We start from the raw sequence: 24,064 nt of genomic DNA, 5'->3' as shown, positions 1-24,064 counted from the left end.
CCCCACCATGCCAATAACAAATACAGCACGGGGACCGCTTGTGCGACCCACAAAAAATGAAGCATGGTTGCGTTAGGAAACAACCATGCTAAACCCAAAGACCCAACCGTTAACACCACCAGCCCCACCACGCCCCACCACGACCGCGCCGGCAAGGCCGTAACGTCGATCGTTGTTGGATACGGCGCCTCGTGCTCAGAGGCTGAAGAGGGCTGCTGTGTCAAGGCGTATTACTTGGCCAATGACTTCCAAGTGTCAATCACGCTGTCTGGGTTGAGCGAGATGGAGCTGATGCCCTCGTCTGCCAACCAGTGCGCGAAGTCGGGGTGGTCGCTGGGGCCTTGGCCGCAGATGCCCACGTACTTGCCTTGCGCCAAACATGCAGCGATAGCCTTGCTCAGCAAAGCTTTCACAGCAGGGTCGCGCTCGTCAAAGTCAGCGGCCAACAATTCCAAACCCGAGTCACGGTCTAGGCCCAACGTGAGCTGGGTCAAGTCGTTAGAACCGATCGAGAAGCCATCAAAGAACTTCAAAAAGTCATCAGCAAGAATCGCGTTGCTCGGCACTTCGCACATCATGATGACTTTGAGATCGTTCTCACCGCGCTTCAAGCCGTGCTCGGCCAACAAGTTGGTCACGCGCTCGGCTTGGCCCAAGGTACGTACGAAAGGCACCATGACTTGCACGTTGGTCAAGCCCATGTCTTCGCGCACGCGACGCATGGCTTCGCATTCCATCGCAAAGGCTTCACCGAAGTCTTCGCTGATGTAGCGTGCTGCACCACGGAAGCCCAACATTGGATTCTCTTCCTCTGGTTCGTAGCGGCTGCCACCAATGAGTTTGCGGTATTCGTTGGACTTGAAGTCGGACATACGCACGATGACTGGCTTTGGCCAGAACGCCGCAGCGATGGTCGCAATGCCTTCGGCCACTTTATCCACGTAAAAGGCGCGAGGAGATGCATGGCCACGCGCCACAGACTCGACGGCCTTCTTCAAATCGGCATCGACGTTGGGGTAGTCAAGAATGGCCTTGGGGTGCACACCAATGTTGTTGTTGATGATGAACTCCAAACGGGCCAAGCCCACGCCTTCGTTGGGCAACTGGCAGAAGTCAAACGCCAACTGTGGGTTACCCACGTTCATCATGATTTTGGTCTTGATCTTGGGCATTTCGCCGCGTTGCACTTCGGTCACTTCGGTTTCAAGCAAACCGTCGTAAATCAAACCGGTGTCGCCTTCAGAGCAGCTCACGGTCACCAAGGTGCCGTCTTTCAGGCGCTCGGTTGCATCACCGCAACCCACCACTGCAGGAATACCCAACTCACGCGCAATGATGGCGGCGTGGCAAGTACGGCCACCACGGTTGGTGACGATGGCGCTGGCGCGCTTCATCACAGGTTCCCAGTTGGGGTCGGTCATGTCGGTCACCAACACGTCGCCAGGTTGGACCGTGTCCATCTCGCTGATGTTGTGCACCAAACGCACAGGACCGGTACCAATCTTTTGGCCAATCGCGCGGCCTTCGGCCAACACAGTGCTGTGACCTTTGAGTTTGTAGCGCAGTTCGGCTTGGCCTTTGGCTTGACTCTTCACGGTTTCTGGACGCGCTTGCAAGATGTAAAGCTGGCCGTCTGTGCCGTCTTTGCCCCATTCGATGTCCATAGGTCGGCCGTAATGGGCCTCAATCACCATGGCGTAGTGGGCTAATTGCTCGACGTCAGCGTCGGTCAATGAGTAGCGGTTGCGCAACTCTGTGGGCACATCCACGGTCTTGACCAATTTGCCAGTGGCTTTTTTCTCTTCTGCGGTAGAGAACACCATTTCAATGAGCTTAGAACCCAAGTTGCGGCGAATCACAGCGCGCTTGCCAGCCTTCAAGGTTGGCTTGTGTACATAGAATTCGTCGGGGTTCACAGCGCCCTGCACCACGGTCTCTCCGAGGCCGTAGCTCGATGTGATGAAGACGACATCTTCAAAACCTGATTCAGTGTCGATGGTGAACATCACACCGGCTGCGCCCGTGTCAGAACGCACCATGCGTTGCACGCCCGCAGACAAAGCCACATCGGCGTGTGCGAAGCCCTTGTGCACGCGGTAGCTGATGGCGCGGTCGTTGTACAACGAGGCAAACACTTCTTTCATCTTGTGCAGCACTTCGTCAATGCCGTGCACGTTCAAGAAAGTTTCTTGTTGACCGGCGAACGAGGCGTCGGGCAAATCTTCGGCGGTGGCAGATGAACGCACCGCAAATGTGGCGGCAGCATTGCCTTCAGACAAGGTGGCAAAAGCCTCAGTGATGGCTTTTTGCAAGTCGGCTGGAAAAGGCTGGGCTTCCACCATGGCGCGAATTTCGGCGCCAGCTTCGGCCAAGGCACGCACGTCTTCGGTGTCGAGCTTGTCCAAACGGGCGTTGATTTTGTCGGCCAAGCCGTCGTAAGCCAAGAACTCACGGAAGGCATGCGCCGTGGTGGCAAAGCCAGTAGGCACGCGAACGCCAGTAGGCAATTGCGAAATCATTTCGCCGAGGCTGGCGTTTTTACCGCCAACCGACTCGACGTCAGTCATTCGAAGTTTTTCAAAAGGAACAACCAAGGCGGTTGGGCTGAAAAGTGCAGTCATAGACAAGCTCCAAAAGTTAAAACTGGCGGCCAGGCAGCGCGGCGACTTTGTATTTTTTCGAATGGGTCGAAAGTCTGCATGGCGAAATTCGGATAATGGAGCATTGTAGGTGGCCGACCAGTCGCCTTCCCCGCTCAAACACGTGATGACCTATTGAAAGTTTTTCATGCCCAATCCCACCGTTTTCTTTGTGTCTGACGGCACAGGTATCACTGCAGAGACCTTTGGCAACGCCATCTTGGCCCAGTTCGAAGTGAAATTTCGCCACATCCGCGTGCCATTCGTCGACTCCGTAGACAAGGCACACCAAGCCGTACGACAAATCTTGCACACAGGTGAACTGGAAGGCCGCAAACCGATTGTGTTCACCACCCTGGTGAACATGGAGGTGCTAACCGTCATCTTGGAGGGCTGCAAAGGCAAAACCATGCTCATGGACATGTTTGGCACCTTCGTGAACCCACTAGAACAAGAGCTAGGCATCAAGTCAAACCACCGCGTGGGTCGATTCTCAGACGCCAGTAAAAGCAAGGCGTATCGCGACCGCATTGAGGCGATCAACTTCAGCTTGGCCCATGACGATGGCCAGCTCAACCGTGATTTGGAGTTATCGGACGTGATCTTGGTCGGCGTGAGCCGCAGCGGCAAGACCCCAACCAGCCTTTACTTAGCCATGCAGCACGGCTTGAAAGCCTCGAACTACCCGCTCATCCCCGAAGACTTTGAGCGCCGCCAGTTGCCACCTGCACTGATGCCACACAAAAAGAAGATTTTTGGCCTGACGATCCAACCCGAACGCCTGAGCGAAATTCGCAATGAGCGCCGCCCCGACTCCAAATACGCCAGCTTGCCCAACTGTCGCCATGAAGTGGCGGAGGCAGAAGCCATGATGCGCCGTGCGGGTATTCGTTGGTTATCCACGACGCATAAGAGCATTGAAGAAATTGCCACCACCATCCTGCAAGAAATCAACCCTGAGCGTTTGATTTACTAAACGCGCTGAGCATACAAAAAAGCCCCGCAACCATCAAAGCAGCGGGGCTTTTTTGAATCGCTCTAGCTTACAAACCGATGGCGGCAATGCCAGCCTTGGCAATTTGTGCATCTTCATTAGATTTCACACCGCTCACGCCAACCGCGCCAATGCATTGGCCGTCTTTCATGATGGGCACACCACCTTCGAGCATGCCTTTGACTTCAGGCGCTGTCACAAACGACACGCGACCACCATTGATAACGTCTTCGTAAATCTTGCTTTCACGACGGCCCAACGCTGCGGTGTGAGCTTTGGCCGGGGCGATGTGTGACGAAATGGCAGGTGCGCCGTCTAAACGATGCAGATTCAGCAAATGACCACCGTCATCCACGATGGCAATGGTCACAGCCCAATTGTTTTTCAAAGCTTCTGCTTCAGCTGCGGCGGCAATGGCTTTGACATCTGCGGATTCGAGGTAGTGCTTGGTTTTCATGTGTGATAAGTTTGAAAAGTAAGAAAACCTCAAGCATACCGACTCTATAAGCCCCACTACCCCACCCAAACACAAAAGAAACCTCACTAAAAGTAAGCGATAGTCCAGCGCCACTTGAAACCTCTAGAATTCGCCCCATCTGAATCATCAGGTTTATAGGAGAGCTACACATGAATGACAACATTCAAAACATCGACTACTACGTTCTGCCGACAGCAGAACGCAACCGCGTGGTCCGTAACACTTACTGGTTGCTCGCCATCAGCATGTTGCCCACCGTCTTGGGCGCATGGCTTGGCGTGTCAACAGGCCTCGGCCACGCCTTCTCAGGCGTGATGGGCATGATCCTGATGATGGCCGGCGCGTTCGGCTTCATTTACGCCATCGAACGCACCAAAGAAAGCGCCACTGGCGTATACGTGCTACTGGGCTTCACCTTCTTCATGGGCATCGTGCTCTCGCGCATGATTGCTATGGTCTTGGGCTTTAAGAATGGTGCAGAGTTGGTGATGACTGCTTTTGCAGGCACAGCTGGCGTGTTCTTTGTGATGGCCAGCTTGGCCACAGTCATCAAGCGCGACTTGTCTGGCATGGCCAAATGGCTCATGGTGGGTGTGGTGGTCTTGATGGTGGGCAGCATCATCAACATGTTCGTCGGCTCATCCGCTGGCATGATGGTGATTTCCATGTTGTCCATGGCCATCTTCAGCGCCTTCATGTTGTACGACTTGAAGCAAGTGATGGACGGCGGCGAAACCAACTACATCAGCGCCACTCTGACCTTGTACTTGGACATCATCAACGTGTTCCAAAGTTTGCTGGCTTTGCTCGGCATCTTTGGTGGCGAGCGCGAATAAGCGTTCCAAGTACTTGTAAAAAAGGGACCGTAAGGTCCCTTTTTTACGTCCGCAGATTTTTGAACTCTTCGATTTAGGCCAAATCAAATACGGCCATGCTTTCAACGTGAGCTGTATGCGGAAACATATTCACTGCCCCCGCGAACGTCATGCGATAGCCAGCTGAATTGACCAACACCCCAGCATCACGCGCCAAGGTCGAGGGGTTGCAGCTCACGTACACAATGCGTTTTGGTGGTGTCCAGCCAAGACACAACTCTGGCTGCTGATGCATTTCGGCCAAGGCTTGCACCAGTGAGAACGCACCTTCGCGAGGGGGATCCACCAGCCACTTATCTGCCGCGCCATCTTGACGCAACAACTCGGGCGTCATCTCAAACAGGTTACGCACCACGAAACTTGTGGGCGCCAGCGGTTTTTTACGATTCGCCTGGTTGACCGCATAGTTTTCACCAGAGCGCGCAACCAGAGCCTCGCTACCTTCAATACCCAAGACCTCACGGGCGAGTGTGGCCAAAGGCAAAGTGAAGTTACCCAATCCGCAGAACCAATCAATCACGCGCTCCGTCGGCTGCACATCGAGCAAACGCAAAGCACGCGTGACCAACACACGGTTGATGTGTGGATTGACCTGCGTGAAATCGGTCGGTTTGAAAGGCATGGTGATGCCAAACTCTGGCAAGGCATAAGACAACGGTTCACCCAAAGCACCATCCATCAAACACACCGTGTCTGGCCCTTTGGACTGGAGCCACCACTGCACGTTGTGCTTGTCAGCGAAATCGCGCAAAGCGTTCATGTCGCTTGGGCTCAATGGCTCCATGTGACGCAGCACCAAGGCGGTCACTTCATCGCCACAAGCCAATTCAATTTGCGGCAGAGTCTCACGTGCATCCATGCCGCCAATCAGCTTGCGCAACGGCATGAGCATGGCATCCACATGCGGTGGCAAGATGGGGCATTGGCGCATATCCGCCACATAGCGACTCTTGCGTTCGTGGAAACCAACCAACACTTCGCCCTTTTTCACCACATAGCGCACCGACAAACGGGCGCGGAAACGATAGCCCCATGCAGGCCCCTGAATAGGCCGCAAAATAGTTTCGGCTTTGACCTTACCCAAGTGCCATAGGTTGTCTTCTAAGGCGCGTTGCTTGACGGCGATTTGAGCGGCCGCATCCAAGTGCTGCATCTTGCAGCCACCACAAGCACCGGCGTGCAAGCCAAAGTGCGGGCAACCAGGAGTTACGCGCTGCGACGATTCGTGCAACACCTCAAGCAGCGAAGCCTTTTCCCAATTGTCTTTTTTACGATGCACATTGGCACGAACCACCTCAAAGGGCAACGCGCCATCGACAAACACGACTTTGCCATCGGCGCGGTGACCCACACCCTGCGCTTCCATATCCATCGATTCGATGGTGAGCGCGTTGTCAGGCCATTGTTTTTCTAAGGTGATTTCGCTCATCAGTTGGCAGACAAATATCTAGCAGGATCGACCGGCTTGCCTTGACGGCGAATTTCAAAATGCAGCTTCACTTGGTCAGCATCGCTATTGCCCATCTCTGCAATTTTTTGGCCGCGCTTGATGACTTGGTCTTCTTTGACCGACAAGGTTTGGTTGTGCGCGTAGGCCGTCAAATACGTGTTGTTGTGTTTGATGATGATGAGGTTGCCATAGCCACGCAAACCAGCGCCTGCGTAAACCACACGACCGTCTGCAGCAGCCAACACTGGGTCACCAGCTTTGCCACCAATGTCTAAGCCTTTGTTTTTAGCTTCATCAAAACCGGCAATCAAATTGCCGCGAGCGGGCCATTGAAAACTCACAACATCATCTGTAGTCGCGTCTGCTGCAGGCATAGCTGGAACGACTGTGTTGGGTTTCGCAGCAGAAGCTGGGGATGCAGCAGGCATAGGTGCAGCAACTGCGGGTTTCGCTACAACGATTTCTTGCTGTGGCGGAATGACACGCAACACCTGTCCTGTTTCAATCACATTTGGGTTGTCTAACTTATTCCAGCGAGCAATGTCACGACCACTTTGACCGTTATCCATACCGATACGAATCAATGTGTCGCCGGGTTTGACCGTGTAATAGCCAGGTTTGCCTGCATTTTCAGCACCAGGCAGGACACGCGATGTACCACGCACCCCACCGATGGAGTGGTCGTCTACAGGTGCTAAGCGCCCTTTATTGGAGCAACCTGACAGCGCTATGGCTGCCACAAGGGCAGCAAGTCCCCATATTCCGGCACGAAACATTCTTATTTCCCTATTTTCAAGCAATGCCTGATTTTAGAGGTACAAAGTTTACGGCCTCGAGCAGAGTGTGTTGCAAGCCTTGGGGTGTTTTATCAATCACAACCAATGCCTGCTGACCGGTGCTGGTGTGTGTGGGTGCAACCAATCGCCCCCCCATCGCCAGTTGGTCAATCCAAGCTTGTGGCACGTTCTCGCCACCCGCTGCTGAGATGATGGCGCTGTAGGGTGCCCCTTGTGCGTACCCCAACATGCCATCGCCAAAAATCAAGTGAACATTTGGCAGGCGCATGGGGCGCAGGTTCTCTCGCGCCTTGTCGTGCAGACCACGCAGGCGCTCGATGCTGTAGACCTCGCGAGCCACACAAGCCAATACAGCCGCTTGATAACCGCAGCCCGTGCCAATCTCAAGCACGCGTCCCATCGTGGTTGCCCCTTGCAGACCAGGTGCTTCAAGCAATAGCGCAATCATGCGGGCCACAACATTGGGCTTTGAAATGGTTTGCCCCAAGCCAATCGGCAAGCTTGTGTCTTCATAGGCTTGGTTGACCAAGGCACTGTCTACAAAACGATGGCGTTCGACACGCCCCATTGCTTCAAGCACCACCTCATCATCAACGCCCTGCTTTGCCAGCTTTTGCACCATTCGGGCGCGAATGGCGGATGAATCCAAACCCACGCCCGTAGGGCTGACTGTGCCCGCAGGCTTGGCCCGCGCAGGCGACTGTGGCGTCACCACGCGCGTGGCACCCAGCAATGTTTTGGGCGGAGCTTGTGGTTTGCCCGAATCTAAGCGCGCAGGAAAACTGGGACGCTGCTTCATGCGCGTGCTCCGCGCAAGCGCTGGGTCCATTCAGGCAAGCTGGCATGTTCGGTCACGTCCACATGCAAGGGCGTGACCGACATATGCCCTTCAAACGTGGCATGAAAGTCAGTGCCATCGCTGTCGTCTTTGGCAGCTCCTGCATTGCCAATCCAGTACATGGTTTCACCACGTGGACTGGTTTGCGTGATGACGCGCTCTGCCGAATGACGACGCCCCAGGCGCGTCACACGTAAGGGTTTAATTTTTTCTAATGGCTGATTGGGAACGTTCACATTGAGCAACCAAGGCAATCCGCCCACATGCCCTTGAGCCATCATTTGTTGGACCAGCTCACGCGCTTTGGCTGCCGCAGCATCAATGTGCCCCCAGCCCCTGTCGACTTGTGAAAACGCAATGGCAGGCACACCAAACAAATAGCCCTCCATGGCTGCGCCCACCGTGCCTGAATAAATGGTGTCATCGCCCATGTTGGCCCCGTTGTTGATACCAGACACCACGAGGTCGGGCTTGAAGTCCAACAAGCCTGTGAGCGCGATGTGCACACAATCAGCCGGTGTGCCATTGACATAGCGAAAGCCATTGCTGGCTTGGTGCACATACAAAGGTGAATGCAAGGTCAGCGCGTTGGACTTGGCACTGTTGTTGTGCTCAGGCGCGACCACTTCGACACGCCCCAGATCTTTGAGTGCTTCGTACAGGGCCAAGATGCCCGGGGCTTGAAAGCCATCGTCATTGGAAATCAGGATATTCATGATGCCTTAGAGTTGCAGGCGAATTGTAGGTTCGTCATGCGCAAACCCTTCAAAACTAAGGGTTGCCGCGATAGATACCATAAGCAAGCATCAGCAGCGTGCCCGTGAGCAAGGCTGGCACCAATCGGCGTTGCGGGCTAGAGACCATGACAGCAAGGCTCAGCGCACAAATCAGCACGCGAAGAAAAATCGGCACGGAGGCCAATAAACCCAAAGGCATCAAAATCATGCGAACCGTCAGAGCAGCCACCATGGCGTAGGTCACAGCAGACAGCCAGCGAAACACCTCGCTGTCTTGATGAATGTGCCCCGACAACTTCACACCCGCTGCACGACAAATATATGTTCCGACGCAGGCCGCACTCAGCGCGAGCCAAACACCCCACCCTTGCATCTCGGCGTTCATGCTTGCACCTCTATGGGGCGTGGACGAAACCAACGGCGATCCATCCGGTAGGCCAGCGTGCCGCCCACCAAGCCAGTCAGTAACAAACTGCTGTCTGCATCAACCATGAAAAATGCGGGGCCTAGTATGCAACCCAAGCCAATGGCGATGCGATTGGCCCAAGGCTTCACATCGGTGAATGTGAGCAAGAAAAACAAGGGATTGATGAAGACCAAACCCAAAGTGACAGCCGCTGGCACCCAGCCCGCCACGTAGTAGCCCAACACCGTACCCAAAGGCGAAATGAGCCAGCAAGGTAATGCCAAGCCGATGAAGTAATTCAAACGGTGTTTAGGCGAGATGGCTGGAAACTCTCGCATCGACACCGCCCATGCAGTCATGGCCAGCATATGCACCCACAAGTACAACAAGGGGTTGCGGTCTCGTCGGTGGAGTTGGGGAAAGAGGGTCACCACCATTGTGACAAATCTAGTCGAGGTCAGCGTCACAGCAAAGCCGATGGCTAACAAAGATGAGCCAGAGATGAACATCTCTAGCATCACCACCTGACCAGGAAGCGCAAACATCAGCAAGCTGGTGAGGCCCGTCATCCATGCATCGAAGCCATGGGAGCGCCCCATGGCACCGAAACCAACCATGCCTGCAAACAGAACTAACACGGGCGCGCCCATGGCATCACGTATGCCATGCCAAAAGGCTTCACGCCGATTGGCAAATCGGTTTTGAGTCACAACTCAGAACCGATTATTTTTGGTTCATATTGCCTTTGAATTTACCGCCTCGTTGGATTTCCAACTCGTGGTATTCCAAGGTACCAGACACTTTGCCAGTGCTGTGAATCAATAAATGTTCTTTGCAAACGATGTCTTCGTTCAACTCGCCATGCACATCGATTTCTCGTGCGCGCACGGTGCCTGTCACTTGGCCTTTGGTGCCAATCAACAAATCGTCAGCAGTCAATTCGCCAGTGACGTTGCCGTTAATCACGGCTTTACCTGGCGCAGCAATAGAGCCCTTGAAGGTAACGCCCTCGCCAATGACGAGATTATTGTTAGTGGGGTTGATGTCAGCCATGTAAGCTCCTTTAAGTGCCTGATCATACCTAAGCAATTCAACACTTTGCTTTGTCGCATATGATTTAAAAACCACACATCCATTACGTCATTCAGCCTCAACCATCTATGTCCCGCATTCAACTCGGCGCCTCGCTCTCTGAAAAGCTTGCCCAAACATTGGAGACATGCATTCGTGAGGGTCAACTCAAGACAGGCGAAAAGCTACCCACCGAAAACGCATTGGTGGAGCTTCATGGTGTCAGTAGGACGGTGGTGCGAGAAGCCTTTTCCCGCTTAAAAACCCTCGGACTGATTGAAACCCGCCAAGGCTCTGGAGCTTATGTCAAAGCGCTGCCCCACCCCGAAGCAGGCAAACTTAAACTCATTCCCGATGGTTCAGTGGATGCGGTTTTGAAAGTTGTCGAAGTTCGACGTGCGCTTGAAGCCGAATCGGCCGCCCTCGCCGCTGAGCGACACACCGCCAAATCGATGCAAAAAATCAAACAGGCCATGCGTGCCATTGACAAAGCAGTGGCCAACGGCGGCGATGGTGTGAGTGAGGATGTGGCTTTCCACGCGGCCATCGCACAAGCAGCAAATAACCCTTTTTTACTAGACACGCTCGCCTATCTCAATCAGTTTCTAGAAAACGCAACACGCGTGACGCGTGCCAATGAAGCCACACGTGCAGACTTGGAAGAAGCGGTCCGCCACGAACACCAAGCCATCATCGACGCCATTGAAGCCGGCGATGTCAAAGCCGCACGCAGCGCTGGAACAAAGCACATGCTCAATGCCGCGAAGCGCATTGGCAATGCAGACCCTGCGTTTTGGTCGTCACAAGGTCGTGCATTGGCCAACCGTCTGCGTTCGGACCTCAGTCAAAAGCCTGCAGGCACAGCATCGAAGAAAACAAAAATCTAAGCAACCCTTGCGGGTTACCCCTAGGAAATTAGTCAATTTAGTCTCGGATAATTTGTCATACAACCTGACAGCTTCACAGCTATCAAGGTTGTTGCTCACAACCATCAGGAGACATGATGTCAAAGACTTTCCTCAGTAAAACATGGGTGGCTGCACTGGCCGCATCCGCTGCATTTGTGGCCTTCCCTACGCAAGCTCAAACCGTTCTGAAAATTGGTCACGTGCTGGCCAAAGGCTCGCACTACGACATTGGTGCCAATGTTTTTTGTGAAAACCTCGACAAAAACACCCAAGGCCGCTACAAGTGCCAGGTCTATCCTGCCAGCTCGTTAGGCGGTGAACGTGAACAAGTTGAAGCGGTGCAAATTGGCACACAAGACTTGGTCATCACGTCCACAGGACCCGTGGGCAACTTTGTGCCTGAAATGAAGATCGTGGACATTCCATTCTTGTTCCGCGACTACGACCATGCACGCAAAGTGTTGGACGGCAAAATTGGTCAAGACATGTTGGCCAAGTTCCCTAACCATGGCTTGGTGGCTTTGGCATGGAGCGAAAACGGCTTCCGTCACATGACCAACAACAAACGCGCCATCGTCAGCGCCGCTGATGCCAGCGGTTTGAAAATGCGCACCATGGAAAACAAAGTCCACATGGAAGGCTACCGTGCGTTTGGCATTCAGCCCACACCCATGGCATTCCCAGAAGTGTTTGGCGCTTTGCAGCAAGGCGTTGTGGATGGTCAAGAAAACCCCATCCCTGTGATCTTGGCTTCTAAGTTCTCTCAAGTGCAAAAACATTTGTCACTCACAGGCCACGTGTACTCACCAGGCCTCATCATCACCTCACCACGCATCATGAACAAGCTCAGCGACGCTGATAAGAAAGCGTTCTATGACGCAGCCGCCAAGAGCGTAGCCGCGACGCGTAAGAAAGTGAACGACGACGAAGCCAACGGCATTGCCCAACTCGAGCGTGAAGGCATGCAAGTGGTGAAGAAGGTCAACAGCGCCAGCTTCAACGACGCACTCAAAGTTCCATACGCCAACTACGCCAAAGAATTTGGCGCGGACAAGATTGCTGCCATCCAAGCTGTGAAGTAATCGGTCTTTTTTCACCTTTCACCAAGCCAGCCATGGCTGGCTTGGTGAGCATGGGGCACACCATGAAATCTTTCGAAAAATATTTAATGATCGCCAATCGCGGCGTGCTGATTGCCTTGCTTGCCGCAATGGCCATCATCATTTTTTCTAATGTGGTTTTGCGCTATTCCACCAACCAATCCATCGAATGGGCCGAGGAAGTGGCTCGCTACATGATGGTGTGGCTCACATTTTTAGGCGCAGGCCCTGTGCTGCGCTACGGCGGCCATATTGCCGTTGAAAATCTACAAGACAGTTTGCCCATCGCTTGGGCGCGCGCGATTCGCGTCTTCATTGCCGTGATGCTCACGGGCTTTTTCATCTTCATCATTTGGTACGGCTTGATCTATGTAGATCGCGTTCAATACCAAATGACACCCACCACGCAAGTCTCTATGTCATGGGTCTACGGCGCCATGCCAGCCGGTGGCGTGTTGCTGCTCTTGCATTGGCTGCTCATTGTTCGCGACTACGTGCTGACCCGCACCTTCGCATCCGATTCACATTTCGACGCCACTGCGAGCGCATCCCTATGAGTTTGAGTGTCATTCTCCTTCTGAGCTGCTGCTTTTATTTGGCTATCGGCTTTCCCGTTGCGTTTGCATTGGGCTTTTCTACCCTCACAGCATTAATCTTCGGCGCTGACTTCCCACTCTTCGTGTTGCTCAAGCAAACCTACGAAGGCGTGGACAGCTTTCCACTGATGGCTGTGCCGTTTTTCATCTTGGCGGCTGAGCTGATGAGTGGCGGCTCGCTCACCGAAGTGCTGCTCAAGTTTGCGGCGCAGTTTGTGGGCCACAAACGTGGCGGCCTAGGCTACACCAACGTCGTGTCGCTCACCTTCTTCTCGGGCATTTCAGGCTCCGCATTGGCAGACGCCGCAGGCCCTGGCTCGATGATGATTCGCATGATGGACAAAGCTGGCTACGACCGCTCGTACGCCGCGGCCTTGACTGCAGCGACCGCAATTGTGGGCCCCATCATTCCGCCCTCCATCATCATGATCATCTATGCCTTGCAAGATGACCGTGTGTCTGTGGGCGCACTTTTCATTGCAGGTTTTATCCCTGGCATCTTGATTGCAGCGGGTATGGCCGCTGTGAACTGGTATGTGTCTAAAGAGCGAAACTACAAAGGCATTCCCGGCAACGAAACCTTTGCCGAAAAAATGCTCGTCACATGGAAAGCTATTCCAGCGCTCTTATTGCCCGTCATCATTTTGGGTGGCATGCGTGCGGGTTGGTTCACGCCCACTGAAGCCTCTGTGGTCGCCGTGTTCTACGCCTTGGTGTGTGGCAAATGGATTTATCGAACCTTGGAATGGAAAGCAGTGCCAGACATCTTGTCGCGCTCGGCGCTAATGACCGCCTCGGTGCTCATCATCATTGGTACCTCCAACGCCTTTGCTTGGATTTTGACCATCGATGGCCTGCCCATCAAACTGGCTGAGTGGATGGGCGCGCAAGACATGTCGGCCTTCACCTTTTTGATTGCCGTCAACATCTTCTTGTTGATCTTCGGCATCTTCATCGAGCCTTTGCCAGGTGTGATGGTGTTGGTGCCAATCTTGGCACCGGTCGCAGCGAAGTTGGGCATTGACCCGATTCACTTTGCGATGGTCGTCATCTTCAACTTGACGCTTGGCATGATCACACCGCCCGTTGGGGGCTTGCTATTTGTCACCTCCAACGTGGCCAAAGTTCCACTGGATGCACTCACGCGTGAACTCAAACCCTTCTTGATCGCACACGCCATCATCTTAGGGCTTCTGACCTTCATTCCCGCTTTAAGCACTTGGGCGCCACATGCCTTTGGCTTTCAATAAAGACTGAACGTTCTATGACAACCACCTCTTCAAATGCATTGCACATTGGTGTGATTGGCCTCGGCGCTATGGGCAAAGGCATGGCCAGTTCGCTGCGCCGTGCAGGCCACCATGTTGGCGTGTGCGACGTGCGCTTTGATGCCGCCGAAGCTTTCGCCAAAGAAGGCGGCACAGCGCACAAAACACCCGCTGACTTGGCCAAGCATGTGGACATCATCGTCAGCGTGGTGGTCAATGCCGACCAAACCGAACAAGTTTTATTCGGTGAGCACGGCGCGACTTCTCACATGAAAGCTGGCAGCTTGTTCATCATGTGTTCTACCGTCGACCCCAACTGGTCGGTGGCATTGGAAAAGCGTTTAAACGACATAGGCTTGTTGTACTTGGACGCCCCCATCTCAGGTGGTGCAGCCAAAGCGGCTTCAGGCCAAATGACCATGATGACTTCGGGTCAAGCAGCGGCCTACGCCAAAGCAGGCAACGCCCTCGAGAGCATGGCTGCCAATGTGTACAAACTAGGTGACCGAGCAGGTTACGGCAGCAAAGTCAAAATCATCAACCAACTTTTGGCGGGTGTGCACATTGCCGCAGCAGCAGAAGCCATGGCTTTGGGTTTGCGCGAAGGCGTAGCAGCAGATGCTTTGTATGAGGTCATCACCAACAGCGCCGGCAACAGCTGGATGTTTGAAAACCGCATGGCCCATGTGATCAAAGGTGACTACACACCTCTATCTGCCGTCGATATTTTTGTGAAGGATTTGGGGCTGGTGCTCGACACTGCACGCGCCACCAAATTCCCTCTGCCGCTGTCGGCTACTGCGCATCAAATGTTCATGCAGGCATCCACTGCAGGTCATGGCCGCGAAGACGACTCGGCCGTCATCAAAATCTTCCCTGGCATTGAGTTGCCACAAGCTAGCTCATGACCCGCCCCCGCCCACTTCTTGGCTGCATTGCAGATGACTTCACGGGTGCCACCGACCTAGCCAACAACTTGGTACGTTCAGGCATGCGCACCGTGCAAACCATTGGTGTGCCTACCGACACCCAAGCGATTGATGCCGATGCCATCGTGGTGGCGCTCAAGTCGCGCACCATTGCCGCCAAAGACGCCATCGCGCAATCGTTGCAAGCCTATGCATGGCTCAAAACCCAAGGCGTTGAACAGATTTATTTCAAATACTGTTCCACCTTTGATTCCACCCCCGAAGGCAATATTGGCCCCGTCACCGAAGCATTGATGGATGCGATACACGGCAAAGACCAAGGCTTCACCATCGTGTGCCCCGCCTTCCCGGAAAACAACCGCACGATTTTCAAAGGTCACTTGTTTGTCGGCGACATGTTGTTGTCCGACAGCGGCATGCGCAACCACCCGCTCACCCCCATGACCGATGCCAACTTGGTGCGCGTCATGCAGTCGCAAACAAAGCGCAAGGTCGGCTTGGTAGAGCAGTCTTGCGTCGCAGCTGGGCCTGATGCCATACGCGCACGTTTCAAAGCGTTGCAAGCCGAAGGGGCTGGCGTTGCTGTGATCGACGCAGTTAGCAACCAAGACCTCATGCACATGGGTCAAGCATTGGCGGATATGCCACTGGTCACCGCAGGTTCTGGCGTCGCCATTGGCTTGCCTCAAAACTGGAAAGCACGCGGTGCATTAGCAGCCAACGCCAAAGCCGACACACTGGCTGCTGCCTCCGGTTACCAAGCCGTGGTCTCTGGCAGCTGCTCGGTGGCTACCAACGCCCAAGTGCTGCACTGGCGTCAAAGAGGTAAGCCCGCGTTTGCCATCGATCCATTGGCCGTTGCGTCGGGGACCAATGTGGTGAGCCAAGCGCTTGACTGGGCAAAGCCACTGCTTGCTCAAGGGACGGTGCTGATTTACGCCACCGCAGAGCCCAACGCCGTCAAAGCCATTCAAAGCCAACTAGGCGTTGCCCAAGCGGGTGAGCTGGTGGAACACACCTTGTCGACCATCGCCAAAGGCTTGGTACATGCCGGTGTGCGTCAGCTCGTGGTGGCAGGTGGTGAAACCTCAGGTGCGGTTGTGCAAGCACTGGGCGTAGAACGCATGGTCATTGGCCCACAAATCGACCCAGGCGTACCTTGGACATCGGTCACATCCCCCGTGTGCAACGGCGATACAGTTCATGTCACCTTGAAATCTGGCAACTTTGGCACCAATGACTTTTTTGAAAAATCATTCACACTGCTCAAGTAATGCTCTATGCGTGACCATCCATGAACGAACTCGACTCTCGCCAAGAAATCTGCCGCATCGGCGCATCGCTCTATGCACGTGGCTATGTGCACGCCAGCGCAGGCAACATCAGCGTCAAGCTCGATGACGGTAGCTTCTTGATTACCCCCACCGATGCGTGCTTAGGCAATTTGGTCGCAAGTGAACTGGCCCATGTCAGTGCAGAAGGTGTGCAACTGAGTGGCGCACGCGCTTCCAAAACGCTGGTCTTGCATCGCAGCATTTACGAAGCATCACCGCAAGCACGCTGCGTGATTCACACGCACGCCACACACTTGGTGAGCCTCACGCTGCAAGGCGTCTGGCGTGACAACGACATCGTGCCCCCCATCACCCCGTATTACGTGATGAAAGTAGGCCATGTGCCGTTGATTGCTTATCAGCGCCCAGGCGCGCCAGGTGTGGCCAACGAAGTCACGTCACACATTGCGCAAAGCACTTCAGCACACACGCCCATTCGCGGCGTGATGCTGGAGCGCCTTGGCCCCGTGGTCTGGCACGCCAGTCCGGCAGAAGCCAGCGCAGTGCTCGAAGAACTCGAAGAAACTGCCAAGCTCTGGCTCATGTCCGATCGCCAGGCAACCGCTTTGAGCGACACCCAAATTCAAGAACTCCGTGAGACCTTCGGCGCTCTTTGGTAAACCTTTTTTTCCACACCTACCTATGCCACGTTTCGCCGCCAACCTCAGCATGCTCTACAACGAGCACGAATTTTTAGACCGCTTTGCCGCTGCCGCCAAAGACGGTTTTAAAGCTGTTGAATATTTGTTTCCCTACGCATTCGACGCGCAAGAACTCAAGCAACGCTTGAGCGACAACGGCTTGCAACAAGTGCTCTTCAACGCCCCACCCGGCGACTGGGATGCAGGCGAACGCGGCCTAGCTTGCTTACCCGGACGTGAGGGTGAATTTCAAAAAGGCTTTCACACAGCCTTGGCATACGCAGACGCCTTGAATTGCCCACGCATACACGTCATGGCAGGCCTCAAGCCACAAGGCGTGGACACGGCAGTGCTAGAAAAAACCTATATCCAAAACATCACATGGGCTGCAACCGAAGCAAAGAAGTCTGACCGCGATGTCTTGATTGAACCCATCAACACGCGTGATATTCCCGGCTTCTTCTTGAACTACCAAGAACAAGCCCACAACATCGTTGAGCACATCGGAGCCTCCAACGTGAAAGTGCAGATGGACCTCTACCACTGCCAAATCATGGAGGGCGACTTAGCCACCAAGATCCGCCATTACTTGCCCACGGGGCGCGTCGGTCACTTTCAAATTGCGGGCGTGCCCATGCGCCACGAACCCGACTTGGGCGAGCTGAACCACCCTTACCTCTTTGAGGTGATTGACGAAGTGTCTGCCGCTTGCGGCTGGGACGGTTGGATTGGTTGCGAGTACCGCCCTGCGCGCGGCGCTGTGGCCAATGGCACGCATGATGGTTTGACTTGGTTGCACCAACAGGGATAAAATGACAACCATTGGCATGATCGGCATTGGGATGATGGGTCATGGCATTGCCAGCAACTTGGTCAAACACGGCCACGCGCTTTCGGTGTTGGCACATGCGGGCAACCAACCCATTGATGACTTGCTGCAACAAGGCGTCAAAACCTTCACCACACCTCAAGACCTGGCCGCACACTCAGATGTGGTGATCTTGTGCGTCACAGGCACGCCGCAAGTTGAAGCGGTCTTGATGGGTGAAGATGGTGTTCTGAAAGGGCTACGCCCCAACACCATCGTGATTGATTGCTCCACCGCCATGCCCGCCTCGACCGAGAAAATCGCACAAGCGGTGGCGGCACAAGGTGGTTTGTTCATGGATGCACCGATGACGCGAACACCTAAAGAAGCTGCTGAAGGTCGCTTGAACTTATTGGTGGGTGCTGACGCTGCCCTGTTTGAAACTTGCCGCCCCATCTTGGCTTGCTTTGCCGAAAACATCGTGCATGTAGGGCCTGTGGGCTCAGGGCACCGCATGAAACTGTTGCATAACTATGTGTCGCTCGGCTCTGTCGCTTTGCTTGCAGAAGCTGCGGCCTGCGCACAGGTGGGTGGCGTGAATGCGCAAACCTTTGTGGATGTGCTCACCATGGGCGGCGGCTGGGGCGCAGCACTAGAGCGCCTGAGACCTTTCTTGCTAAACCACGACAACACAGGCCTGCGCTTTACTGTCGCCAATGCGCTCAAAGACCTGACCTATTACAACGATATGGCTCAAGATATGCAGGCTGAACATGTGGTGGCCTCCGCCATTCAAACCACATTGAAAGCCGCCTATGACGAAGGCCAAGGCGCCCTGTTGATGCCCGACTTGGTGGACGTATTCGCACAGCGATCCCACTAGCTCGACACAGTTTTTGATTCACTCACACGGGGGGATGTATGCGCAAATTTCTAACGCTCTGTTTGTCTATATTTGTCTACCTTCAAAGTTCAGCTGCATTGGCGCAAACTTTTCCTAATCAAAAAACCGAAGTTTGGACGGCGAAAGATTTTCGTTTTCACACCGGTGAGGTGATGCAAGCCCTGAACATTGGCTACACCACCCTGGGCAACCCTGCTGGTGAACCCGTGGTAATTCTTCATGGCACCACTGGCACGGGCGCAGGAATGCTCAACACCGCTTTCGGAGGTGAACTCTTCGGCCCTGGCCAACCCTTGGATGCAGCCAAATATTTCATCATCTTGCCCGACTCGATTGGGACTGGCAAATCTAGCAAGCCATCGGATGGCTTACGCGCCAAGTTTCCTCGCTACAACTACGACGACATGGTGTTGGCCCAATACCGACTGTTGACCCAAGGCTTGAAACTCAAACATGTTCGCATGGTGCTCGGCAACTCCATGGGCGGCATGCAAACATGGCTGTGGGGCATTCAATACCCAGGCTTCTCCGACATCTTGGTGCCGATGGCCGCCATGCCCTCTGAAATGTCGGGCCGCAACTGGATGATGCGCCGCCTCATCATTGACAGCATCCGCAACGACCCCGAATGGATGAATGGCAACTACACGCAGCAACCACGAAGCTTGCAATTTGCCTCTGTGTTTTATGCCATTGGCACCAACGGTGGCAACCAAGGCTTGCAACGCTTAGCGCCCTCGCGGGAGAAAGCTGATCAACTGCTGAATCAAAGGCTCAGTGCACCTTTTGCTGGCGATGCCAATGACCATCTCTACCAATGGGATGCCTCAAGAGACTACAACCCATTGGATCAGCTTGAAAAGATCAAAGCCACTTTGCTCGCCATCAACTCGGCAGACGATGAGCGCAACCCGCCCGAGCTGAATGTGATGGGCAAAGCATTGGCAAGAATTCCAAATGCGAGATTGCTGCTGATTCCTGCTAGCGATCAAACGGCTGGGCACGGCACCACAGGCCAAGCCAAATGGTGGAAAACAGAAGTGGGAGCGTTACTGCAAACTGCGCCGCGCTTGCCCTGATCACTTCAGCAGGGTTGCTTGGCGCGCTCTGCCCCTGCTTTGGCCATCGCTTCAAAACTGCTTTTCACACGGTTTTTGATGAAGTACTCAATCACAGCTTTGGGGAATACTGAATCAGGTTCAGATTCTGCGCGGTATTTAAACAGCGTGCCATTGGCATCTGTCTCTAAGCGCCAAGCACCTTTGTAGGACTTAGCTTCACCACTGATTTGCACAAAGTCTGTGCCTTGCCCCGGTGTCTCCGTAAATTCCAGAACCGCATGCATTTTGATAGGAAACATCAAGATGCGCTCTTGCATCACACGCTCGACACGCGCCTTACGCGCATCAATACGGGTAGTCGTTGATTCGATCACGCCGGGTATGCTTTTAGCCACATCGTAGTCGGTGATGTATTTATAGGCTTGACAGCCGTTGAGCGGCAAATAAAAACTAGCTTGCGTGTGGAACACCGCACCTTGCTGAGCGACATCGACCTTGACATTGAAGTCTTGGCTTTGTGCATGTGCATTTGATAAACACACATATGCCAAAGCCAATAACCAGCTGCATATTTTCAAAAAATCGCGTTTAAACATGGCATTCGGGTTTGGAACACAAACCATACAACGACATGGAATGGTTGATCAACTTGAAGCCGTGCTTTTTCGCAATCGCCTCTTGTCGCGATTCGACTTCTTCGTCGTGAAACTCAACAACGCAACCACAACTCAAGCACACCAAGTGGTCATGATGACCTCCTTCGTTGAGTTCAAACGTGGTCTTACCTGTTTCAAAGTTAGTAGCCACCAAAATACCAGCATCTGCAAATTGGGTCAGCACGCGATACACCGTGGCTAAACCTATGTCACCGTCGTGCTCCAACACTTTTTTATACACATCTTCGGCTGACAAATGGCGGTCTTGGCTTTGGTTGAAAATTTCAAGCACCGTGATGCGGGGGCTTGTGACCTTGAGTCCTTTGTTTTTCAACAAAACCGAATGCTTATCCATCTCCATACCACTCCCTCATCTATTGAGCGCACCAAAAGACGGTACGAACCTACGCCAAGTATGTGCCAAAAAAACGATAGGGCCAAATGCACCCACCCAAAAATGCACGGGGGACATTCCGTCATGCCATTCAGGGCTTCCATAAAGCAACACTAAGCCACCCAAGGCAACGACCGACAAGACAAAAAAGTGGACCAAGCCCAGCAACCAATTGATTTTCGCATCACGCTTGTGCCACATCACACGCACATGCGGCCACACCCCACGACCACACATCAAACAAAACAACCAAGTGCTGACCCCATGCACCACACCAGCGGCATGACGCAATGTCGCCTCAGTGGGGTCCAAGTCCATCAATGACTCAGCAGGCAACGCATACATCACCAACCCCGTCATCCACAGCGCAGTGCAGGTAAGCGCCATCAGCCCAAACGTGGCACGCGCCCATCCTGCTGAATGTTTGATTTTTTTCATCACGTTCTCCACATGCGCGCGCCATGCAAACGAAGCACTTGGCGCAATTGCGGGCACAGCAAACTCGCTTGCATGGCCCATTTGGTCAATACATCAGCCAGTAAACAGCTATTGGCGACCACAGTCACGCTTTGCCATTTGGCTTTGCCTAGCGAGCGGCGGCTTACAAACTCTGGATTCCAACGCCCACTCACCGAAGTTGCCATAGCTTGGCCTCGCAACGACTGACAAGACCGCAAGCGCATGTCCATCAGACTTTGGTCAGCATGCCTGATATCCACTGGCCACTGGTGCTGCCCTATGGCGCGCATGTCACCACCGGCATTGACCAAGGCGTTGCTGACTCCGTATTTGACTAAGGTCTCAATGGCACGATCCACCGCAAAGCCTTTTGCAATACCGCCAAGGTCTAACTTCACGGGACGCGCCAAGCGCAAACATGTATCGCTCACAACAACGATGTCATGCAAGCCTCCCACCGCGTCACCCACCAGCGCAGGACGCCGCCCTTGACGGGACAAGACATCACCTGCGTGGCACGGATCGAACGCACCTCCCGAACGCTGACACCAAGACTGTGCCGCTTGTATGACGCACAGGGTCTGTGGATCCACCGTCAACTCATCGCCCGCATGGCCGCGAGCCATCCGTCCCAAATCGGACTCAGGATGATGGGCACTCATCACCCGATTGATGTGTGCGATCGCATGAAACGCTTCATCTATCGCGTGTTCAATCGCAGCGAAGGGCACACAATCTGCATGAACATGAATGCTCACCACAGTGCCCAACAGCGGACGGGCTCGACTCATCAACATGAGTACCTCATGACCCCATCACCAGCAAGGTCGCCAATGCACTCAGACGCTGCATGCCTTCGGTGACATGTTGACAAGACAAAGTGGCTCCCGAAATGTTGCGAATATCGTCTGCAAAGCGCATTTGCATTGGCCCTTTTTTTCCTACAAATTGTTTGCGCCATGCTGTTTGTCGCACCTCTGCACCGTGCGACTCGCGGTAAGCCAGAATTTCCATGCCCAGCGCTGCACCTTGGACATCAAAACCTGCGGCATAGTCGATCAAATCATATTTACCAATCACACGATCAGCGATCACCCAACCCAAAACTTGATCTCCTTGCTTTGCTCGCCAAACGCGCGGGGCAAATCCTCTGGGAATACGTGTTTCGCTTTGCTTAGTGATGGCGTTGAGCTTGCTATCGTCCAGTGCCATTTGCAACATGACAAAACCATCAGCATGTGGATGTAGTATTTTTTGCGCTTGTGCCTCATCCATGAACACGCCCGCATACGAGACAGAACTCAGCAGCGGTGTGGCGGCGATGCTCGCAGCACCCAAGCGCTGCAACATTTGACGACGGTTGGTAGGGTGCAGGGACATTTCAGTAGTGGAAACCCACGCCCATATTCAAGCGATCGAGCGCGCTGTTGTTTTGATACTTTTGCATATCCATCTTCAACACCACTTGGGGGTGAAGGTAATAGCTGACCCCTGCGGTGATGACCTTGCTCTCGGGCGCGTTGTCATAGACCTGTCCTGCAAACACACCGGAGTAACCCAGTGCGGTGTTCACACGTTCATAGCGTGCAAATGGTACGAGGCTGTAATCGCCCTTACGCCACAAACGATACGCAGCTTGTGCATACCACCCTCTGAACTGATCGGGCACTGGATTGGCAATGCCCTTCGTCGAGGCATTAAACGCGCTCACATCATGGAAATGCCCTTGCGCTACCAAGGCCGACAAGTCCCATGCCCCTACTTGCCATTTGGTATGAATTTCCGCCAATGTGACCGAGGCATTGGGTGAGGCGATGGTGTTTTGTTTTTGACCAATGCCACCTTGGAACAAGCTACCGCCAAAGTTCACCCCAGGAATGCCATCAAAGTTCAGTGCGCCGTAATATGCCAACGATGCGGCTTTGGCCAATTGCCCCTCTTGATGAATTGCCCCCAAGGGCGAGGCTTGACTGTCGGCAGAGTTGGTGGGCCACTTATTCAAGTCAAAACTAGTCACCACACCGGCATCCCAGCGCCAACCCGAATCGCGCGTGCCGCGCAATCCCAGCCCCATCTCTCGCCAAGTGGTGGGAATGATGGCCGTCTCTACCAAGTTACGCGTGACACCGAAATAACGCGTCGGTTCGTGGGTTTCGTTCATGTAGCCGATGGGCAGCAAAAACAAACCCATCTTGGCGGACAGCCCATCGTCGATGTCGTGCTCTACATACAACTGCTCAAAGGCGGCCTCGCCTTGGTCACCTGCAGAGACAACCGCATTTTCAATTTCGAGTTCGGCTGCAAAACGGGTTCGCTCATTGAAGCGATAGCCAAAGCCCAATACACCGCGACGCGCCGTGGCCACCGTGTCGGCTCGGTTGTTTTTAGGGCGCACCAAACTTAGCTCACCATAACCAAACATGTTCACAGCATTAGCCGCTGACTCAACCTCAGGACGCGACGAGTGTGTGGTCTGCAGGCCCGCACCCTTTTGACTGTCTTGTAAATTGCCGTGGGCTAATTCGTATGTGACAGGTTTAGCGGGTGTGATGAACTCAGTGTTTTTTTGTTTTTTGATGGCATCAAGCTCTGCGCGCAAATGGCGCAGCTCTTCGCGCATAAGCCGCATTTCTGCGGCCACTTCTTTGGCCGTTTGTGCCTGCGTGGATGGGCTCAAGCATAAGACAGCGCACGCAATCAGTGAGGGGGTCAATTTCATGT

Annotated in this window: 27 protein-coding genes; 12 read left to right on the top strand and 15 right to left on the bottom strand. The window is 54.0% G+C overall.

Features of this window, described 5'->3' with window-relative positions; genetic code table 11:
* Window positions 1–230: 230 nt before the first annotated feature.
* Window positions 231–2,621, bottom strand: coding sequence for a phosphoenolpyruvate synthase (ppsA, locus tag B9Z35_RS03950; protein ID WP_108282334.1), 2,391 nt, complete (start codon window positions 2,619–2,621; stop codon window positions 231–233).
* Between the two features lie 166 nt (window positions 2,622–2,787).
* Between ppsA and B9Z35_RS03945 the strand changes: the two genes are divergently transcribed.
* The gene (locus tag B9Z35_RS03945) at window positions 2,788–3,615 is read left to right on the top strand and encodes a pyruvate, water dikinase regulatory protein (protein WP_108282333.1); all 828 of its coding nucleotides are present in this window, start codon (window positions 2,788–2,790) and stop codon (window positions 3,613–3,615) included.
* 67 nt (window positions 3,616–3,682) lie between these two features.
* On the opposite strand, the gene B9Z35_RS03940 is transcribed toward B9Z35_RS03945, so the two are convergent.
* On the bottom strand, window positions 3,683–4,090 hold the full coding sequence (locus B9Z35_RS03940) for a heme-binding protein (protein ID WP_108282332.1): 408 nt from the start codon (window positions 4,088–4,090) through the stop codon (window positions 3,683–3,685).
* Between the two features lie 170 nt (window positions 4,091–4,260).
* Here B9Z35_RS03940 and B9Z35_RS03935 point away from each other — a divergent pair, with 170 nt between their 5' ends.
* Window positions 4,261–4,947, top strand: coding sequence for a Bax inhibitor-1 family protein (locus B9Z35_RS03935; protein ID WP_108282331.1), 687 nt, complete (start codon window positions 4,261–4,263; stop codon window positions 4,945–4,947).
* 73 nt (window positions 4,948–5,020) lie between these two features.
* Here the strand turns inward: B9Z35_RS03935 and rlmD are convergent, their stop codons facing one another.
* From rlmD to B9Z35_RS03900, 7 genes are read right to left on the bottom strand one after another with little or no spacing between them, the layout of a single operon-like run.
* A complete protein-coding gene (gene rlmD, locus B9Z35_RS03930) occupies window positions 5,021–6,415 on the bottom strand; it encodes a 23S rRNA (uracil(1939)-C(5))-methyltransferase RlmD (protein WP_108282330.1) in 1,395 nt (464 codons plus the stop codon).
* On the bottom strand, window positions 6,415–7,212 hold the full coding sequence (locus B9Z35_RS03925) for a peptidoglycan DD-metalloendopeptidase family protein (RefSeq protein ID WP_108282329.1): 798 nt from the start codon (window positions 7,210–7,212) through the stop codon (window positions 6,415–6,417). Before B9Z35_RS03925 ends, rlmD begins: the two co-directional genes overlap by 1 nt.
* Before the next feature lie 16 nt (window positions 7,213–7,228).
* Window positions 7,229–8,032 (bottom strand): protein-L-isoaspartate(D-aspartate) O-methyltransferase, encoded by an 804-nt coding sequence (locus B9Z35_RS03920; protein WP_108282328.1) that lies wholly within the window; start codon window positions 8,030–8,032, stop codon window positions 7,229–7,231.
* The gene (gene surE, locus B9Z35_RS03915) at window positions 8,029–8,787 is read right to left on the bottom strand and encodes a 5'/3'-nucleotidase SurE (protein WP_108282327.1); all 759 of its coding nucleotides are present in this window, start codon (window positions 8,785–8,787) and stop codon (window positions 8,029–8,031) included. Before surE ends, B9Z35_RS03920 begins: the two co-directional genes overlap by 4 nt.
* A gap of 55 nt (window positions 8,788–8,842) precedes the next feature.
* Window positions 8,843–9,193 carry an AzlD domain-containing protein gene (locus tag B9Z35_RS03910; RefSeq protein WP_108282326.1) on the bottom strand — a complete coding sequence of 117 codons (351 nt, stop codon included), beginning with the start codon at window positions 9,191–9,193 and terminating at the stop codon, window positions 8,843–8,845.
* Window positions 9,190–9,924: an AzlC family ABC transporter permease gene (locus B9Z35_RS03905; RefSeq protein WP_233246460.1), complete on the bottom strand. Its 735-nt coding sequence runs from the start codon at window positions 9,922–9,924 to the stop codon at window positions 9,190–9,192. Before B9Z35_RS03905 ends, B9Z35_RS03910 begins: the two co-directional genes overlap by 4 nt.
* Before the next feature lie 13 nt (window positions 9,925–9,937).
* Window positions 9,938–10,267, bottom strand: a complete 330-nt coding sequence (locus tag B9Z35_RS03900) for a polymer-forming cytoskeletal protein (protein ID WP_108282324.1) — start codon at window positions 10,265–10,267, stop codon at window positions 9,938–9,940.
* Between the two features lie 107 nt (window positions 10,268–10,374).
* Between B9Z35_RS03900 and B9Z35_RS03895 the strand changes: the two genes are divergently transcribed.
* The 10 genes from B9Z35_RS03895 (at window position 10,375) to B9Z35_RS03850 (ending at window position 19,852) form a co-directional block, all read left to right on the top strand.
* Window positions 10,375–11,172 (top strand): FadR/GntR family transcriptional regulator, encoded by a 798-nt coding sequence (locus tag B9Z35_RS03895; protein ID WP_108282323.1) that lies wholly within the window; start codon window positions 10,375–10,377, stop codon window positions 11,170–11,172.
* Window positions 11,173–11,288: 116 nt separating this feature from the next.
* Entirely contained in the window at window positions 11,289–12,275 is a 987-nt protein-coding gene (locus B9Z35_RS03890; RefSeq protein ID WP_108282811.1) for a TRAP transporter substrate-binding protein, read from the top strand.
* A gap of 62 nt (window positions 12,276–12,337) precedes the next feature.
* Window positions 12,338–12,850, top strand: coding sequence for a TRAP transporter small permease (locus tag B9Z35_RS03885; RefSeq protein ID WP_108282810.1), 513 nt, complete (start codon window positions 12,338–12,340; stop codon window positions 12,848–12,850).
* A gap of 2 nt (window positions 12,851–12,852) precedes the next feature.
* On the top strand, window positions 12,853–14,139 hold the full coding sequence (locus B9Z35_RS03880; protein ID WP_370444106.1) for a TRAP transporter large permease: 1,287 nt from the start codon (window positions 12,853–12,855) through the stop codon (window positions 14,137–14,139).
* Window positions 14,136–15,065, top strand: a complete 930-nt coding sequence (gene ltnD, locus B9Z35_RS03875; RefSeq protein WP_255416679.1) for an L-threonate dehydrogenase — start codon at window positions 14,136–14,138, stop codon at window positions 15,063–15,065. Before B9Z35_RS03880 ends, ltnD begins: the two co-directional genes overlap by 4 nt.
* A complete protein-coding gene (otnK, locus tag B9Z35_RS03870) occupies window positions 15,062–16,360 on the top strand; it encodes a 3-oxo-tetronate kinase (RefSeq protein WP_108282320.1) in 1,299 nt (432 codons plus the stop codon). Before ltnD ends, otnK begins: the two co-directional genes overlap by 4 nt.
* Before the next feature lie 20 nt (window positions 16,361–16,380).
* On the top strand, window positions 16,381–17,040 hold the full coding sequence (locus B9Z35_RS03865) for an aldolase (RefSeq protein WP_108282319.1): 660 nt from the start codon (window positions 16,381–16,383) through the stop codon (window positions 17,038–17,040).
* 22 nt (window positions 17,041–17,062) lie between these two features.
* A complete protein-coding gene (gene otnI / locus B9Z35_RS03860; protein WP_108282318.1) occupies window positions 17,063–17,872 on the top strand; it encodes a 2-oxo-tetronate isomerase in 810 nt (269 codons plus the stop codon).
* A gap of 1 nt (window position 17,873) precedes the next feature.
* On the top strand, window positions 17,874–18,752 hold the full coding sequence (locus tag B9Z35_RS03855; protein ID WP_108282317.1) for an NAD(P)-dependent oxidoreductase: 879 nt from the start codon (window positions 17,874–17,876) through the stop codon (window positions 18,750–18,752).
* Window positions 18,753–18,790: 38 nt separating this feature from the next.
* Window positions 18,791–19,852: an alpha/beta fold hydrolase gene (locus B9Z35_RS03850; protein ID WP_108282316.1), complete on the top strand. Its 1,062-nt coding sequence runs from the start codon at window positions 18,791–18,793 to the stop codon at window positions 19,850–19,852.
* A 5-nt stretch (window positions 19,853–19,857) separates the two neighbouring features.
* On the opposite strand, the gene B9Z35_RS03845 is transcribed toward B9Z35_RS03850, so the two are convergent.
* The 6 genes from B9Z35_RS03845 to B9Z35_RS03820 are packed head-to-tail and all read right to left on the bottom strand — an operon-like array spanning window position 19,858 to window position 24,062.
* Entirely contained in the window at window positions 19,858–20,430 is a 573-nt protein-coding gene (locus B9Z35_RS03845) for a cyclase/dehydrase (RefSeq protein WP_108282315.1), read from the bottom strand.
* Window positions 20,423–20,845 carry a ferric iron uptake transcriptional regulator gene (fur, locus tag B9Z35_RS03840; RefSeq protein ID WP_108282809.1) on the bottom strand — a complete coding sequence of 141 codons (423 nt, stop codon included), beginning with the start codon at window positions 20,843–20,845 and terminating at the stop codon, window positions 20,423–20,425. The genes B9Z35_RS03845 and fur overlap by 8 nt, the downstream gene beginning before the upstream one ends.
* Before the next feature lie 15 nt (window positions 20,846–20,860).
* Entirely contained in the window at window positions 20,861–21,322 is a 462-nt protein-coding gene (locus B9Z35_RS03835) for a hypothetical protein (protein WP_108282314.1), read from the bottom strand.
* Window positions 21,322–22,140: an FAD:protein FMN transferase gene (locus B9Z35_RS03830; protein ID WP_108282313.1), complete on the bottom strand. Its 819-nt coding sequence runs from the start codon at window positions 22,138–22,140 to the stop codon at window positions 21,322–21,324. Before B9Z35_RS03830 ends, B9Z35_RS03835 begins: the two co-directional genes overlap by 1 nt.
* 7 nt (window positions 22,141–22,147) lie before the next feature.
* Entirely contained in the window at window positions 22,148–22,723 is a 576-nt protein-coding gene (locus B9Z35_RS03825) for an FMN-binding protein (protein WP_108282312.1), read from the bottom strand.
* A 1-nt stretch (window position 22,724) separates the two neighbouring features.
* The gene (locus B9Z35_RS03820) at window positions 22,725–24,062 is read right to left on the bottom strand and encodes a hypothetical protein (protein ID WP_146178944.1); all 1,338 of its coding nucleotides are present in this window, start codon (window positions 24,060–24,062) and stop codon (window positions 22,725–22,727) included.
* Between the last annotated feature and the right edge of the window lie 2 nt (window positions 24,063–24,064).

The sequence above is a fragment of the Limnohabitans sp. Jir61 genome, from assembly GCF_003063545.1.
GTDB lineage: Bacteria > Pseudomonadota > Gammaproteobacteria > Burkholderiales > Burkholderiaceae_C > Limnohabitans.
This window is presented reverse-complemented; position numbering and strand designations above follow the sequence as displayed.